We start from the raw sequence: 15,544 nt of genomic DNA, 5'->3' as shown, positions 1-15,544 counted from the left end.
CGATAACCTCGACGTTCCTGCAATCCGGAACAATATTCAAACAGTAACATAGGGTCGAACAACGGCATTGCCAAGGCAATCTGCGCGATCAAAGACGATTCTTATGAAACTTTCTGCAAATATTTGCGACAGGGTTAAATTCACCGCCGCCGAAGTGCTGATAAAAACGCAAAGCCAGTATAAAATCATGCCCCGTCAACACATTATCCAGCAATGCATAGTGTTTCGAGACGGAAATATCGTTCATTTCAGCGCATTGCAGCCGCAAGGCTGGTAAGCCACACAACTGATTCTTTTTATAAATGCCGGGGCAAGAAAAAACAGCAGGTTGAAAAAACGACTGACGCTTCAGATCATGCTTCATGCAAAAATCATGAAAATCTTCACGCGTAACGGGCCTGACTTCTATCGCTTCATCGCTGTTATTGTGAATGTAATAACGCTGATCCCATAAGATTTTGCTCTTTGGTGCCACGCTTACAACGGGCAAATTGCGTTGCTCCCGCCAGATACGATGATATTTAACACCTGCTTCAATCACGCAACCTGCATAATTCATCCGCTTTTGCGATGACTGCGATGCGCTCAATGTCTGATAGATAAAGTCACGATCTTCCAAGCGCAGAAGATGATTTTTACCACCAATATGTGCCAACACGAACCCGATGAAAAGAGAGGCAGCCGCTTGCGGCATTGCTGCGAGTGAGGTTCTATCGAGCAAAACAATATCGGGCGCAACAAGCTCGACAAGTTGTGCATTCGCATCCCAATAATCAGCCACTTGCTCATTAATCTCTGTGCGTTTTGCGGCTGCCTGATCAATCAAAGTTAAATAGCTTTGATGCTCTTCTTCCTTGCGGGTCTGCCGGATGCGCGGGCGCTCATAATGGGTGTCTAAATTGGTCGGATCATCAATCCATTGAATATTTTTGGCACGTAATCCATCGCGCAAAGCTTCGCGGCGCATTTTTAACAAAGGCCGCACCAGCAAAAACTCTTTTGCCAGCACAGTAAAAACCGCCATTCCTGCCAAACCGCGCAAATCATTAGCGCCCTCACCAGAAGCAGTTTTCTGCCGCGACTGCCGCATAATATAGGTTTCCACCTGATCATCCTGACTGTGACCGGTAAAAATCATTGATGCACCGGCTTCACGCGCCGCTTCCATCAATAAATGATAACGCATCGCGCGTGCAGCAGCGGAAATTCCGCTATGGGGCTTCTCAGCGTTCCAGACTTTGGTGATGTGCCTGATCTTTCTTTGCGCACAAAATTGCGCAACGGCCTGCGCCTCAGCGGCTGATTCTGCACGTAAATCATGATCGACAGTAACGGCCACCAATTGCGGCACAGCCTGTGTTGTTGCCAGCCTGTTTAAATAATCTTGCAACAAAATAAGAAGAGCAATGGAATCACTACCACCGGAAACGGCCGCAACGATTGCTTGCTCATGGTCTAATTTCAGTTCAGCGCAAACTGCGTCCAGTTCTGCCATGCCAGCGCACTCTAACAGCCGCTTGCCGCTTTCGCCTTATCTATGCTGGCCATCACTGCCGGAGTGGAATTTGGGTAACGTGAGCCAATTTGCGCAAATGTAGCGCAAGCCACTTCATGATTGCCCATCGCTTGCAAGGTAATGCCGAGTTTCAGCATATTTTCTGCGCCACGCTTCGAATCGGGATAATCGCGCTGCGTATCAATAAAAACGCTTGCCGCTTCTGATAAACGCTTTTGGCCAAACAAGGCTTCACCCAGCCAGTAACGGGCATCTGCCGTCATCGGATCAGCCGGATAGCGGTCAATATGGGCACGAAAGCCTGCCTCGGCCGCTTTATAATCGCCTGAGAGAATATACTGATATGCTGCTTCATAAAGCGTATTTGGGTTATCAGTATCCGGCAAAGCGATCGAAGCCGTTTCTTTACCATAGCGTGATGCTTCTTCCGGCACGGCTTCCGGTTCCACATCCATTGACTCGCCGATTACATTGCCATTGGCATCCATGCGGATTGAACCCAGCTGGCGTGGCGGAACTCCGCTGCCTTGCTGGGAATGATCGGCATCGGAACCAATAGCCACGGAATCGGCGCTATTTTCATCTGTGGACTGACGGGAGGTTGACGCGGCATCTTCCGATGCCGCCGCCATGTCTTGTTGTGAAGAAGAAGCAACAGAGGCTGCTTTGCTGCCGGATGTGCTACCGGCATCAGTCTGTTTGTTCTTTTCCAGCTCCTGAAAACGATATTCGTTATCTTCCTGCTGCTTGCGCATTTGTTCCTGCATTTGCAGAATCTGGAAGTTCAGTTCTTCCAGCTTGCCGGAAAGATCACGAACCTGTTCCTGCAACTGGCTGACGCGCGGATCTGCGGCCTGCGCCAATTGCACCAGACCGCCGCGAGCTGGTTCTGCTCTCATGCCTGCACCTGCGGCAAAAACCGGGCTGCTGGCCAAGAGCGACAGCATCGCCACCGTGATGGTCATATGTTTCGTCAAAGTTTTCATTCCCTGCTTGCCTCATGCAATGGAGTGATTGTTTCTCATTCCCGTCAATCATGATCATTAACGGCTCATGACCGCGATATTTCATCTCTTATCATGAGAGTGCTGAATTCGGCTAAAGTTTGTTAACCGTCAACTTAATCATGTAAAAATAAAAAAAGCGGCTCAAGAGCCGCTTTTTTATCACTCATATTCTCATACAACCAGCTGCTTTTGCAGCTGCCCGTTTAAATTACTGGTTCAGGACAGTAACCGCACGGCGGTTCTGTGACCAGCAAGAGATATCGTCACAAGCTGCAACCGGACGTTCTTTACCATAGGAGATGGTACGCATACGGTTGGTTGGTACGCCGCGGGAAGCGAGGAAGTCGCGTGCAGCAGCTGCACGACGCTGACCCAGCGCCAAGTTGTATTCGCGGGTACCGCGTTCATCCGAGTGACCTTCAACGGTGATCGAATATTGCGGGTAACGAGCAAGCCACTGTGCCTGTTTGGTCAGGGTCTGCTGTGCGTCGGCGCGAATGACGGACGAATCCAGATCATAGAAAATGCGGTCGCCAACATTCACGGTGAAGTCCTGCTGGGAACCAGGGGTGGCTGATCCGCCAAGACCAAGGTCACCGGCATTGTTAGGAAGGTTTTTCTTTGATGCACAACCGGCAACTGCCAGTGTCATGAAAAGAGCCATAATAAGCGGGCTACGGGCTATCGACTGGAAACGGCGCATGGCCGAAGCTCCTTAAAGTTAATGTTTCAGCGTTAGAGCCCAATAATCACATTGAGGTTAAATTATGCTGAAAAAGCAAGGTTAACAATTTATGACGACTACTTTATCCAGTCGCGCTTCGCTCTGCACATGAAGGGTAATTAAGGCAGAAAAACGGCCTGTTTAAAGCAAATGCGGCCTTCATTATTCAATAATGGTCGCATTTTAGCAAGCGTTGCAGATAAGCCTCAAACGCATACAGCAGCTGCATTTGATGAAAGTGATCTGCTTCGGCTTACACTTCCGGCTTTTAAAAAACGGGGCTTGCTTAAATTTAAACAAACCCCGTTTCAATTCTTTGCACTCAAACAGGCAACTATTCGAGCAATGGTGACCATGCCGGATCGGAACCGCCATTCGGGGTCTGGATCTGACGTTCGTTACGGCCGGTCACGTCAACCGTGTAAAGTTTGGCACCTGCACCGCGCGGCTGACGGAAGAACATCAGCACACGACCATTTGGTGACCAGGTCGGGCCTTCATTGTGGAAGCCGGTGGTCAGCAGACGTTCGCCCGAACCATCAGGTTTCATCACACCAATGGAGAACTGGCCGCCCGATTGCTTGGTAAAGGCAATCAGATCGCCGCGTGGTGACCAAACCGGTGTGGAATAGCTACCGTTACCAAAAGAAATACGCTGCGGATTGGAACCATCGGCACCCATCACATAAATCTGCTGACGGCCGCCACGGTCGGATTCAAATACGATCTTCGAACCATCAGGCGAATAAGACGCAGAAGTGTCAATCGCCTGAGAATTGGTCAGGCGTGTGGTGGTGCGTGAACGCAGATCCATCGTATAGATATTGGCACTACCATCATCCTGCAGCAAGCTCATGATGACCTTCTGACCATCAGGCGAGAAGCGTGGCGCAATGGTCATGCCAGGGAAGTTACCAACAACTTCACGCTGTCCGGTTTCCAGCTGCAACAGATAAACACGCGGACGGTCACCGCTAAAGGACATATAAGTCACTTCCTGACGGTTTGGCGAGAAACGTGGTGTCAGCACCATGTCACGGCCATCGGAAAGGTAGCGCACATTTGCACCATCCTGATCCATAATCGCCAGACGTTTAACGCGCTTGGCAGCAGAACCGGATTCGTCAACATAAACGATACGGGTGTCGAAATAACCTTTTTCACCGGTCAGACGCTCATAAATCGCATCAGCAATAATGTGCGCCACACGACGCCAGTTTTCAGGCGTGGTGTAGAACTGCTGGCCGGTCAACTGCTGGCCGCCAAAAGTATCCCACAGGCGGAACTCTGCCTTCAAACGGCCATCCGGCTGTTTGGTGATACGCCCTGTTGCCAGAGCCTGCGCATTGATGACTTTCCAGTCTTCAAAACGTGGCGCTGCATCCGGATTGGAAATTTTTTCGATAAAAGCTTTTTTATCGATTGGCGCAAAGAGGCCTGAGCGCTCCAGATCGGCAGCAATCACCGCCGAAATATTAGCACCCAACTGATCTCCGGAGAGAAAGTCAGTCACGGCAATCGGCAGCGGCTCCACATTGCCCTTGTTAATATTAATCTCAACAACCGCGCGTGCCGGCAAAGTCGCGGCCATACTGGCGGTGACCATTACAGCGACAGCTGCAAAGATCGTCCGTATCTTTATCTTCATGATCTTGTTTTTCATGATGACCGAGGCCTCATCTGTCTTATTTCAGAAATCGTTACACTAAGTCTGTTTATTCATGATCATGCGCTGCCATTTTTCCAAACCGCAGCGCCGTGACCTTGTTTTAGAACATTTCGCTCGGGTCGAAGTTTACAATCACATCGGCCCATGAATCATATTTATCGCGCGGCAGGTTGTAAGGCGCACAGCGCATGACGGCACGCTTGGCGCTTTCAGCTGCCACACGGCCAACACCACTATCTGCCCCGCCTGAAGTCACCACCGGTGAACCTTCAATCTCGCCGCTCTCATTCAGATGCATCTTCACGGTGACAATCAGACCTTGCGCATCAGCCACACCGGCGGGTACGTTCCAGCATTTGGAAATCTGACCGCGCAGCGCGTCCATTTCGCTCTGGCTAAGTTTCGAGCCACCGGTTGTTTTCTTCGCACCCAGTGATGCCTGATCGGTCGAACGTTTAGCACCGCCACCAGCTGCTTTTTCACGGTTCAAAAGCGCTGCCACTTCATCAGCGGTTGCGTCTTTTTCCTGTGAAGATGCGCTATTATTGGCGGTCTTCTTCGGTTCTTCCACCGGTTTGCGGTCCGGTGTTTTAGCAGTCTGTGCCTGCGGCGGCTGTGGCTTAGCCTGCGGGGTCGGCACTTTTTCCGGCAGTTTCGGCGTATTGTCCAGCGCGATTTCCGCTTGCTTTTCAATTGCTTCTGCTACCGGATCAGGCTGTACGTCCTGCTTTGGCTCCGGCTTTTGCTGCACTTCTGTAGCGGGTACAGGCTGCGGTTTTGTTTCAGGCGCCGGATCAGGCTTCGGCTCAGGTTTTGGTTCTGGCTTATCTGCTGGCTTCGGCTCGGCTTTCGCCGCATCCGCAGTTTCCACGTTTTTCGGCTTTTCATCCGGACGCGGAGGCGTTTTCAGATCAATATCCTGATCACCGACATTTTCTGCCTGATCGACGGTTTGTGGTTTCGTGGTGGGTTTCGGCGCAGAAAATTCTTTTTTCGGCGCAGTTTTTTCGCCTTGCTGAACCTGCGTAATCGATTCGATGGGCACGATATCGACAGGAAAAGCTTCTGAATCGGAGACGTCAAATGCCCGCGGCGATGAGAATGAAACCAATCCCATACCGATAATTGCGACGTGGATAACCACGGAGGATGTGAGCCCGGCCTTCATGATACCGTCAGCTATCCTGCTCCTGGAGGGTGACTAAGCCGATATTTTTAAAACCGGCCGCGGAAATACGTGCCATGACTTTCATCACGGTGCCGTAATCGGCGGATTTATCACCGCGCACAAAAATTCGCTCATCATAGCCGGTCTTGGAAATTGCCTCCAATTTAGCAACAACTTCATCCATAGCTATTTCAGTTTCCTGCAAATAGATCTCGCCCTTGTCATTGACCGAAACCGTGATTGGCTGCGTGTCCGCATTCATGGCTTTGGCCTGCGTGTCAGGCAGATCAATAGGCACGCCAACCGTCAGCAGCGGCGCCGAAATCATGAAAATGATCAACAACACCAGCATGACGTCAACAAATGGCGTGACGTTGATTTCGCTCATAAGAGCTTTTTTACGTCCGCGCCGGCGACGACCGCCTGACATTCCCTGATTACCAACCGACATGCCCATGATTATTTCCTGAATTCTTATACGTCTTCTTCAAACAAGCATTCACAAAGCCTCAATTGCGAGGTGTGAGCTTCTCATCAATTTGGCGCGATAGTATGGCAGAGAATTCATCAGCAAAGCCTTCGAGCCTGCCACTGATTTTCGCCGCATCGCCCGACAGTTTATTGTAGGCAATAACTGCCGGAATAGCCGCAAGAAGACCAATCGCTGTTGCAAGCAGCGCTTCAGCAATACCGGGTGCTACAACCGCAAGGTTGGTGTTTTTGGAAGCCGCAATCGCCTGGAACGAGCTCATAATACCAACAACCGTACCGAACAGACCGATAAAGGGGGCGGCCGAACCAATGGTTGCCAGAAAGCCAAGGCGTGATTCCAGATTGTCGTTTTCACGCGCAAGAGCCACATCCATGGCCTTATCAATACGCATTTGCAGCGCAATCGGAGAGCGGGCACCTTTTTCAAAGGACTTCTTCCACTCGCGCATCGCGGCCATGAAAATCGAGCTCATGCCGGTTGTCGTGCGTTCGCCCAGATTGCGGTAAAGCTCTTCCAATGACTGACCAGACCAGAAAGCCTGTTCAAAGCGATCCAGCGCACGGCGCGCGCGGGTGTAGCTGAGAGCCTTGTCAATAATGATCGCCCATGTCCAGACAGAGGCTGCCAAAAGACCAAGCATCACAAATTTGACGACCCAGTTCGCCTGCATAAACAGGCCCCAAAGCGTAACATCAGCGCTGGGAGCTGCGAGCGCTACATTTTCCATAAGTACACCGTCCTCGAATCCAAACGCCCGGCTTTAACTGACCGGGCGGCTCGCAAAATCATCTTCATTTCATCCCGTGTTAAACGGGTGAGAATTCTTTTTGCGCAAACTTTAAACAATCGGCATGCAGTTGCTGCACTCAAAACCAACACATAAGCAGCAACTTCCGGCACTCCTGTTTTATAATTACAGTCTGCCTGACCCATTGCCTTGTTACGGTTAATTTTGGTGAAACGAAGGCGTTACGCAAAAACCTTCATTCCAACCGATTCCGTCAGCATGAATAATGAATTATTATGGTTAAAGATGCGTTACGATTCTGATTAACATTACAAAAACTGTCGTTTTTGAATCAGTTTGGCTTTAAAATTGGCGTAAAAAACCGCCAGCCAGCAACACTTACGCATGAAATACAGTGATTAAGCTATTGGGATGCTAAAAATGCTTCACGCCATTCAGCCGGAAAACGGCGTGGCTTGCCTTGCTTGGTAATCATCACCGCTTCAACCATTGCCGCACATAACAGCCTGCCTTCGCAGGTAATTTCCTGTTTCATATAAATGCGCGCACCGCTGACATCGGCAACTTTGGTTTCAATCACCAACAGATCATCAATTTTAGCCGGAGATTTAAAATCGATCTCCATCCGGCGCACAACCCAGACCAGTTCTTCTCCCAGCGATCCGGCTGCAAGCTCGGTATGATGCACACCTTTAAGACGCAAAAAGTCAGTGCGGCCGCGCTCGAAAAACTCCAGATAGCGACCATGATAAACAACACCGGAAAAATCTGTATCGGCATAATAGACCCGTGCCAGCAAGCGATGTCCGCCTGAATGCAATTCACCGGCAATCGCCTCACTGATTGTTTCACTTATCGCAACACTGGCAGTTTGTGTCTCGGTCATGTTTATTCTTCCTGAAATAGTCCGAATTGCGACTGCGCCAGATCGGTTGGCGTTGGCAGTCCCATATGTTCCCAGGCAATATGGGTCAAAACACGACCACGCGGCGTGCGTTGCAAAAAGCCCTGCTGGATCAGATATGGCTCAATAATATCTTCAATCGCATCACGCGGCTCCGACAGGCCGGCTGCAATGGTTTCAATCCCCACCGGCCCACCGCCAAAATTGCGTGCAATCATATCAAGATAGCGACGATCAAGCTGATCAAGGCCGCGGCTGTCAACTTCCAAACGCGACAAAGCCTCATCGGCGATTTTACGGTCAATGACATCAACTTTTGCCACCAGCGCAAAGTCACGTACACGCCGCAATAAACGTCCGGCAATACGCGGCGTACCACGCGCACGCCGTGCAATTTCCCGCGCGCCATCGTCAGCAATCGGCATTTGCATCAAGCGTGCACCGCGGCGCACAATATATTCCAGCTCTTCCACCGTATAGAAATTGAGACGCACCGGAATACCGAAACGATCACGCAGCGGTGTGGTCAACAAACCTAAACGGGTGGTTGCCGCCACAAGCGTAAATTTTGCCAGATCAATTTTAACCGAACGTGCCGCAGGCCCCTCGCCGATAATCAGATCAAGCTGGTAATCCTCCATCGCCGGATAGAGAATTTCTTCAACTGCGGGGCTTAGCCGATGAATTTCGTCAATAAACAAAACATCGCGGTCTTCCAGATTGGTCAAAAGAGCTGCCAGATCACCGGCCTTGGCAATGACCGGCCCCGATGTGGAGCGGAAATTAACACCAAGTTCTTTCGACATAATCTGCGCCAGCGTTGTTTTACCCAACCCCGGAGGGCCGACAAACAGCACATGATCAAGCGCTTCGCCGCGCACTTTCGCCGCTTCGATAAAGACTTTCAAATTGGCGCGCGCCGCAGCCTGTCCGACAAAATCGTCAAGCGATTGCGGGCGCATGGCCACGTCAGTGTCCTCACCACGCTTATCCGGCGAAATCAAACGGTCTGTATCATCCATGCTTAACGCCTTACACGCGAAGTCAAAATCAAATCAACTGTCACTGCGACAATTCCTTGAGGCCTAAGCGGATCAGTTTGGCCGATTCGGCATCATCACCCACCTGCTTAATGGCCGCAGCCACGGCATTGGCTGCCTGCTCGCGCGAATAGCCAAGATTGGCAAGCGCCGACACCGCATCAGTCACGGCACTTGATGCAACACCTTCACCAAGCTCCTGTTTAAGCCCCATCGAGCCGGACGCTGCCCCTGCAAAAGCCGGTGCTTTGTTTTTGAGCTCCGTGACCAGACGTTCGGCCACTTTTTTGCCCACACCCGGTGCACGGCTCAGCATCGCCAAATCACGCAGTGCAATAGCATTGGCAAGTTCGGATGGTGTCAAAGCACCTAAAACCGCAAGCGCTACTTTCGCGCCCACCCCTTGCACACTTTGCAACAAGCGGAACCATTCACGCTCCAAAGCGGTGCCAAAACCAAACAGGCGCAAAACATCTTCGCGCACATAGGTTTCAATCAGCAAAACTGTTGCTTCACCGGCTGAGGGCAGATTGCCCAATGTGCGTGCCGAGCAAAAAACCACATAGCCGACACCATGCACATCAATGATGGCATGATCTTCGGCAATTTCATCCACCACGCCCTTAAGCTTGCCAATCATTCAACAACCCTTAATCAAGCGCTTGCGGCTATCCGCAGGCTTCCAACCAAACTTTCACGATGATGCGCATGACAAATGGCAATTGCCAAGGCATCTGCCGCATCGCTCGTATCAAAACGAGCGCGTGGCATGAGAACTTTTACCATCATATGAATTTGCTGTTTTTCGCCATGCCCTACACCAATCACCGCTTTTTTAACGGCATTGGGCGCATATTCAGCCACACGCAAGCCAACCTGAGCTGGCGCCAGCAGCGCAATGCCGCGCGCCTGCCCCAGCTTCAGTGTCGCTGTCGCGTCCTTATTAACGAATGTATGTTCAACGGCTGCCTCATGCGGGCAATGCTCATGCAGAACTTTGGCCAAGCCCTCATGCAGCTGGCACAAACGCGATGCCAGATCGAACTTCGCATCGGATTTAATCGTACCGGATGCAATAAAATGCAAAGAATTGCCGAGCGACTCGACAATACCCCAACCGGTATTGCGCAAGCCCGGATCAATGCCAATGATGCGAATCGCCTGTTTCATATGTTCACTCTAGCTCTATTGCACTGAGTTAACAGCACAAATGTGAACAAAAGAGAAACAAATTGCGGAGAGCCGCTTATTTAAACTGAAATTATTAAGAAGCGCCGAAAGCCGTTTTCAGGAGAACCAGCTGCTGCGACACCTGATTTTGCTGCACCGGCGGGCGGAAGGACAGCAATTCGCCGTAAACTTCCTGATCGGTTTTACGCACACGCTCCTGCAAGCGCAGCGAGTGTTCAATCAAATCGACAAAGCGATCCGGCATTTCGCTCCAACCGGCAGTGCTTTGCTCGGCAGACGGTGTATTAAGACGCAGCTTGTTCTTTTCAGCTGTGACCTGTGCGCGGGACATTTCGCCATTACGCGCAGCGCGCTGCAACAAGAGCCATGAAGCGATCTGCATCAGACGGGTGGTTAAACGCATGGATTCGGAGGCGTAAAGTGCTGCCGCTTCATTGGAAAGACCGCGTGATTCTTCACGACCATCTCCATCCAGATAGCTTGCCGCTTCTTCAACCAGATCCATACCTTCACGGTAAAACGGTTTGAAAGAATCCGAATAGACCTTGCGATCTGCCAAACGGATTGTATTGCCCGGCAAAGACTGCTGCTGCTCTGTGATCACTTTTTCACCATCCCGCGACCTGTCCGCATATCAAATGCGTTCAAGCCCATATTTATATGTGCCCATCTCAATGACCGACTCAAGCAGAACTGAACCACCTGACGGACACGAAAACTAATGTCTGAGCTGCTGTTCGATCATGTTGCGGGAGCGGATGAAACCGCTGCAACACGAAACTCCACCGCAAACTGCACACTCATACACGGTCGCGCAAGAATATGTTTAATTTTGGGTTAATAACCACAGGGCAGGAAATTTTAGAGAAAAAAGTAACCAATCGTTAAAAAACGATTCTATTTTTCTAACACCTTGAAAAAGAATAAAAAAAGAGCCGCATAAGCGGCCCTCAGGAGTTTTAACAGGGAGGCGTCAGACAAAGTGGTAAAACCACTTCAGTCAAAATCCGGCCAAACCGGATATGAATTGATTAAACCGCGTTAAGATTAATGGAAGGTTAATTTTTCCACTCATTTTAGCGATTAGTAACATCTGAAGCACAAATTATACCGTTCCGAAGGCCGGTTTTGGTTTTGGCTCGGCTTTTGGCTCCAGCTTCACCTTGACAGGCTGTGCCGCCACCGGTGCCGCATTGGTTCTGGCCTTCTGTTTCATCGCGGATAGCCATTCCAGATAATAAGCAAATGCAAATTGCGCGACGATACCAGCGGCAATCAGCAATGTATCATCCCAAAAACCACCCGGATTAACCAGCTTCATCACCTGCGCCACCATGGCAAGCAAAGTACCCGCGATGAAAATCGGCAGTGAATGGCGACCCAAAATCGCCAATGGATGGTCATGAGCGGTGCGCGCCAAATTCGCCAAAGCCGGAATAGCCGCAAGCAGATAGACGATAGAAAGAATATGCAGCAGACGTGGCAAGGACAGGAAGGTCTTGTCAAAACCTGCCAGAACCATCGGCAGGCCGAAAGAAATATCCACACCCCATAAAGGCCAGCGCACCCAGACAAGCGCCAGAACGAGATAACCGGCGGCGAGTGCCATCATCCAGCCGCGTACCGGAATTTCTCCGCCATTACGCACATGGATCGTTCCGGCAATACCGATGGCAAACAAAAACTGCCAGGAAAACGGATTGAGAAACCAAACCCCATCATTAGGGAAATTAGGCGGTGCAATATGAAAAAAACCGGCAGCCAGCCAAACAGCACCTGATACCGCCAGCAAAAGTGGCAGGCTCACACGCGCCAGTAACAATAAGGCAGGCGTCATCAGCAACAAGACGCCATACATGGAAAGGATATTATTATAACCAAGCTGATGACCGAGAATAACCAGTCCTGTCATAGCCTCAGCCGGTTTTTCCATCAAAGGGCCGATATTGATCTGGTTCAAAAACTCAGGCCGGCTGAAAAGAATGGCAGCACCGGCAAAAATCGCAATTGTCACCAGAGTGGTCATCATATGCGAAACATAAAGCACACCGGCACGGCGCCACATTTTAAGGCTTAACAGCAAACGATTGCCGGAAATGAATTTATTGCCATAAGCAAGGGCTACTGCCATACCGGAAATGAGCACGAAAGCCTCTGTCGCGTCCGAAAATCCGAGATTTTTATGGGTAAAGTTTTCATAAATTGTGCCGGGGACATGATTGATGAAAATAGTCAGCAATGCCAATGCTCTGAAGACATCAATACGACTGTCCCGTTTTGCGCTCATAGTATTGGTCATATTATTTCTACCCCATCAACTCAAATTGCCATTGTCAGACCGGTGATACCTCACCTGGCTTTTTCACCTGAAAAAAGCCGTACTGCTTTGCACAACATTGATTATTCAGGTATCGCAGACATATCACTGGCTTTAATATAGCGCGGGAATGGGGCAGTTTATGGTTTATGAAAATCAACTTTCCTTCCAGTGTATAACAAAGTGACAACAGGCATGATCGGGGCTGTTCAATCTGGTTTACTTGTTCTATGCCCGAATTCGATCAAAATTTAAGGATTTAAGCTGTTTCCATGACAACAAATAACACACAGACAAATAGCTTCGAGAACCGCTGCCGTGTTGTTCTGGTAACACCACCATTGAGCGATGCCGCCAAACTCACCACACAGCTGGAACAGGCTTTGTCAGGCGGCGATGTTGCAAGCGTTATTCTCGACACCACCAATGCCGATGAAACGCAGTTTCAGGCTTTTGCAGAAAAAGTCGTGCCGCTCATCCAGCAGGCAGGCGCAGCAGCGCTTATTCTCAATGATACCCGCATTGCCGGTCGCGTTGGTGCTGATGGCCTCCATATTGAAGGCAATCAGGAAACCGTTGCTGAAGCGATTGAACGCTATACACCAAAGCTGATTGTCGGCACCGGCAACTTGCGTGACCGTCACTCGTGTTTAGCCATTGGTGAGTTGCAGCCTGATTTTGTCTTCTTCGGCAAAATCGGTGCAGACAACAAACCGGATGCCCATCCGCGCAATTTGAATTTGGCCGAGTGGTGGGCACAAATGGTTGAAATTCCGGCCATTGTGCAGGCAGGCAGCGATATGCAGAGCATTATTGCTGCAGCTGAAACCGGCGCAGAATTTGTAGCCCTCGGGGCTTGCGTCTTTCAGGCAGAAAATCCGGCCGAAGCCGTGGCTGAAGCCAACCGTCTGCTGGACGAAAACGCTCCGCAGTTTGAGAGCTGATTATATGCAAATGCTTCGGTCATTTCTTTCAGGCTTCATCAGTGTCGCGGCAATATCCATTGCCGCGACACCGGCTTTTGCAGCCGTGGAGCCAAGCACTCCGGCGGTTGAAACAGGCAAAACGGACCGGCCCAACATGCTGCCGCAACCAGCCACCACTGATGAACTGCCCAATGAATTGATTGAAATTGATCCGAACCGCTTTGGTGCTAAACCCACGGATGCGGCTTTCGGCGCTTATCAGCGCGGGCTTTATCTCACCGCTTTAAGCCTTGCCAAGCCTCGCGCTGAAGCCGGTGAAGCTGCTGCACAAACCCTGCTTGGCGAAATTTATTCACGCGGGCTCGGTGTGCCGGTTGACCCGAAACTTGCCGCTGAATGGTATAGTAAAGCTGCCGCACAAAATGATGTTCATGCGCAGTTTCAATATGCAGTACTGTTGCTTGATGGCAAACATGTCAAAGCAGACAAGGCGCAGGCTGAAAGCCTGATGAAAGCCGCAGCCGAAGCCGGTAACGCCATGGCGCAGTTTAATTACGCGCAGATTTTGATGCAAAATAACCCCGGTGAAAAAGGCATTGAAGCAGCCTATCCGTGGTTTCAAAAAGCCTCAGACAGCAACCTTGCCGATGCGGAATATGCTGTGAGCCAGATTTTGGCCAACGGCACCAGTGCCATTAAACAGGATGAAGCAGAAGCACGGTTTTTCTTGCTGCGCGCCGCACAAAAAAACTACGACACCGCCCAGCTTGATCTGGCTACATGGCTGGTGGAAGGGCGCGGTGGCGAGCGCAATTTTGATGCCGGTTTCAAATGGATGTTGCAAGCCGCACGCAACGGCAATGTGGCAGCACAAGCGCGTCTTGCCCGCCTCTATCGCGATGGTTTGGGAACCGACGGCGACACAGTGACTGCGGCTGCGTGGTATTTTGTTGCCCGCCGTTCAGGCCTCACGGCTTTTGACCTTGATTCCATGCTGGACGGGCTGGAAGATGAGCAAATTGAACGTGCCAGAAAAATCGCCGAGACACTGCGCCAATAATCACTCGCTAATCACTGGTCTTGTAATCCTTGCTCTAAACCTGTCAGTTCAGGTGGCGAAAATCCAAGCCGATTATTGGGGCAAATTGGCTAAAACATGCTTTAAGCTTGCCAAAATCCGCTTTTTGTGGTCTTGGAAAGTCGATTATTGCGGTATTGGTCTATCATAGCAATCCGCACTTCCCTTTCACGCTATTTCCGGATCAATTTTATGAAGATCAATGGTAATGAAATCCGCCCAGGCAACGTTATTGAGCATGCCGGCGGTCTTTGGGTAGCAGTTAAAACCAATGCGGTTAAGCCTGGTAAAGGCGGCGCATATAATCAGGTTGAACTGAAGAACCTCATCAACGGCACCAAGCTGAACGAACGTTTCCGCGCAGCTGAAACCGTTGAACGCGTCCGTCTCGAACAGAAGGATTTCTCCTTCTTGTACGAACAGGGCGAAGCACTGATTTTCATGGACACCGAATCCTACGAACAGCTCGAACTGCCTAAAGATTTTGTTGGCGACCGCGCTGCATTCTTGCAGGATGGCATGATGGTCACCGTTGAATTGCACGAAGAGCGTCCGATCGGTATCCGCCTTCCGGATCAGGTTACACTGACAATCACCGAAGCTGATCCTGTTGTTAAAGGTCAGACTGCGGCTTCTTCTTACAAGCCTGCAATTCTTGAAAATGGCATCCGTGTACTCGTTCCACCATTCATTGAAGCAGGTGAACGCGTTATCGTCGATACCAACGAATTAACCTATATCAGCCGCGCATAATCAGCGGTCG

At 50.5% G+C, this 15,544-nt stretch carries 16 protein-coding genes; 3 read left to right on the top strand and 13 right to left on the bottom strand.

Going from position 1 to position 15,544, the window contains the following annotated elements:
* Positions 1-88 precede the first annotated feature (88 nt).
* From tilS to ABDZ76_RS13020, 13 genes are all read right to left on the bottom strand, one after another.
* Positions 89-1,495 carry a tRNA lysidine(34) synthetase TilS gene (gene tilS, locus ABDZ76_RS13080; protein ID WP_343806185.1) on the bottom strand — a complete coding sequence of 469 codons (1,407 nt, stop codon included), beginning with the start codon at positions 1,493-1,495 and terminating at the stop codon, positions 89-91.
* 11 nt (positions 1,496-1,506) lie between these two features.
* Entirely contained in the window at positions 1,507-2,502 is a 996-nt protein-coding gene (ybgF, locus tag ABDZ76_RS13075) for a tol-pal system protein YbgF (protein WP_343806183.1), read from the bottom strand.
* 229 nt (positions 2,503-2,731) lie between these two features.
* Complete coding sequence (gene pal, locus ABDZ76_RS13070; RefSeq protein ID WP_343806181.1) at positions 2,732-3,226, bottom strand: peptidoglycan-associated lipoprotein Pal; 495 nt, start codon at positions 3,224-3,226, stop codon at positions 2,732-2,734.
* Positions 3,227-3,581: 355 nt separating this feature from the next.
* Complete coding sequence (gene tolB, locus ABDZ76_RS13065; protein WP_374844638.1) at positions 3,582-4,853, bottom strand: Tol-Pal system beta propeller repeat protein TolB; 1,272 nt, start codon at positions 4,851-4,853, stop codon at positions 3,582-3,584.
* A 163-nt stretch (positions 4,854-5,016) separates the two neighbouring features.
* Positions 5,017-6,084 (bottom strand): cell envelope integrity TolA family protein, encoded by a 1,068-nt coding sequence (locus ABDZ76_RS13060; protein WP_343806177.1) that lies wholly within the window; start codon positions 6,082-6,084, stop codon positions 5,017-5,019.
* 7 nt (positions 6,085-6,091) lie between these two features.
* Complete coding sequence (gene tolR, locus ABDZ76_RS13055; RefSeq protein WP_343806175.1) at positions 6,092-6,541, bottom strand: protein TolR; 450 nt, start codon at positions 6,539-6,541, stop codon at positions 6,092-6,094.
* A 52-nt stretch (positions 6,542-6,593) separates the two neighbouring features.
* Entirely contained in the window at positions 6,594-7,304 is a 711-nt protein-coding gene (gene tolQ, locus ABDZ76_RS13050; protein WP_343806173.1) for a protein TolQ, read from the bottom strand.
* A 424-nt stretch (positions 7,305-7,728) separates the two neighbouring features.
* On the bottom strand, positions 7,729-8,211 hold the full coding sequence (gene ybgC / locus ABDZ76_RS13045; protein WP_374844631.1) for a tol-pal system-associated acyl-CoA thioesterase: 483 nt from the start codon (positions 8,209-8,211) through the stop codon (positions 7,729-7,731).
* A 2-nt stretch (positions 8,212-8,213) separates the two neighbouring features.
* Positions 8,214-9,251 carry a Holliday junction branch migration DNA helicase RuvB gene (gene ruvB, locus ABDZ76_RS13040; RefSeq protein ID WP_343806171.1) on the bottom strand — a complete coding sequence of 346 codons (1,038 nt, stop codon included), beginning with the start codon at positions 9,249-9,251 and terminating at the stop codon, positions 8,214-8,216.
* Positions 9,252-9,291: 40 nt separating this feature from the next.
* On the bottom strand, positions 9,292-9,909 hold the full coding sequence (ruvA, locus tag ABDZ76_RS13035) for a Holliday junction branch migration protein RuvA (RefSeq protein ID WP_343806169.1): 618 nt from the start codon (positions 9,907-9,909) through the stop codon (positions 9,292-9,294).
* A gap of 14 nt (positions 9,910-9,923) precedes the next feature.
* Entirely contained in the window at positions 9,924-10,439 is a 516-nt protein-coding gene (gene ruvC, locus ABDZ76_RS13030; protein ID WP_343806167.1) for a crossover junction endodeoxyribonuclease RuvC, read from the bottom strand.
* 94 nt (positions 10,440-10,533) lie between these two features.
* Positions 10,534-11,040 (bottom strand): protease adaptor protein RcdA, encoded by a 507-nt coding sequence (gene rcdA / locus ABDZ76_RS13025; protein ID WP_343806286.1) that lies wholly within the window; start codon positions 11,038-11,040, stop codon positions 10,534-10,536.
* Positions 11,041-11,565: 525 nt separating this feature from the next.
* On the bottom strand, positions 11,566-12,759 hold the full coding sequence (locus ABDZ76_RS13020) for an OpgC family protein (RefSeq protein ID WP_343806165.1): 1,194 nt from the start codon (positions 12,757-12,759) through the stop codon (positions 11,566-11,568).
* 290 nt (positions 12,760-13,049) lie between these two features.
* On the opposite strand from ABDZ76_RS13020, the gene ABDZ76_RS13015 reads away from it, so the two are divergent.
* The 3 genes from ABDZ76_RS13015 to efp all read left to right on the top strand — a co-directional run bounded on the left by ABDZ76_RS13015 (position 13,050) and on the right by efp (position 15,534).
* Entirely contained in the window at positions 13,050-13,721 is a 672-nt protein-coding gene (locus tag ABDZ76_RS13015; protein WP_343806163.1) for a thiamine phosphate synthase, read from the top strand.
* 10 nt (positions 13,722-13,731) lie between these two features.
* Positions 13,732-14,763: a tetratricopeptide repeat protein gene (locus ABDZ76_RS13010; RefSeq protein ID WP_374844636.1), complete on the top strand. Its 1,032-nt coding sequence runs from the start codon at positions 13,732-13,734 to the stop codon at positions 14,761-14,763.
* 210 nt (positions 14,764-14,973) lie between these two features.
* Entirely contained in the window at positions 14,974-15,534 is a 561-nt protein-coding gene (gene efp, locus ABDZ76_RS13005) for an elongation factor P (RefSeq protein ID WP_184222498.1), read from the top strand.
* Positions 15,535-15,544: the final 10 nt, after the last annotated feature.

The organism is Paenochrobactrum glaciei, from assembly GCF_039522165.1.
Taxonomy (GTDB): domain Bacteria; phylum Pseudomonadota; class Alphaproteobacteria; order Rhizobiales; family Rhizobiaceae; genus Paenochrobactrum; species Paenochrobactrum glaciei.
This window is presented reverse-complemented; position numbering and strand designations above follow the sequence as displayed.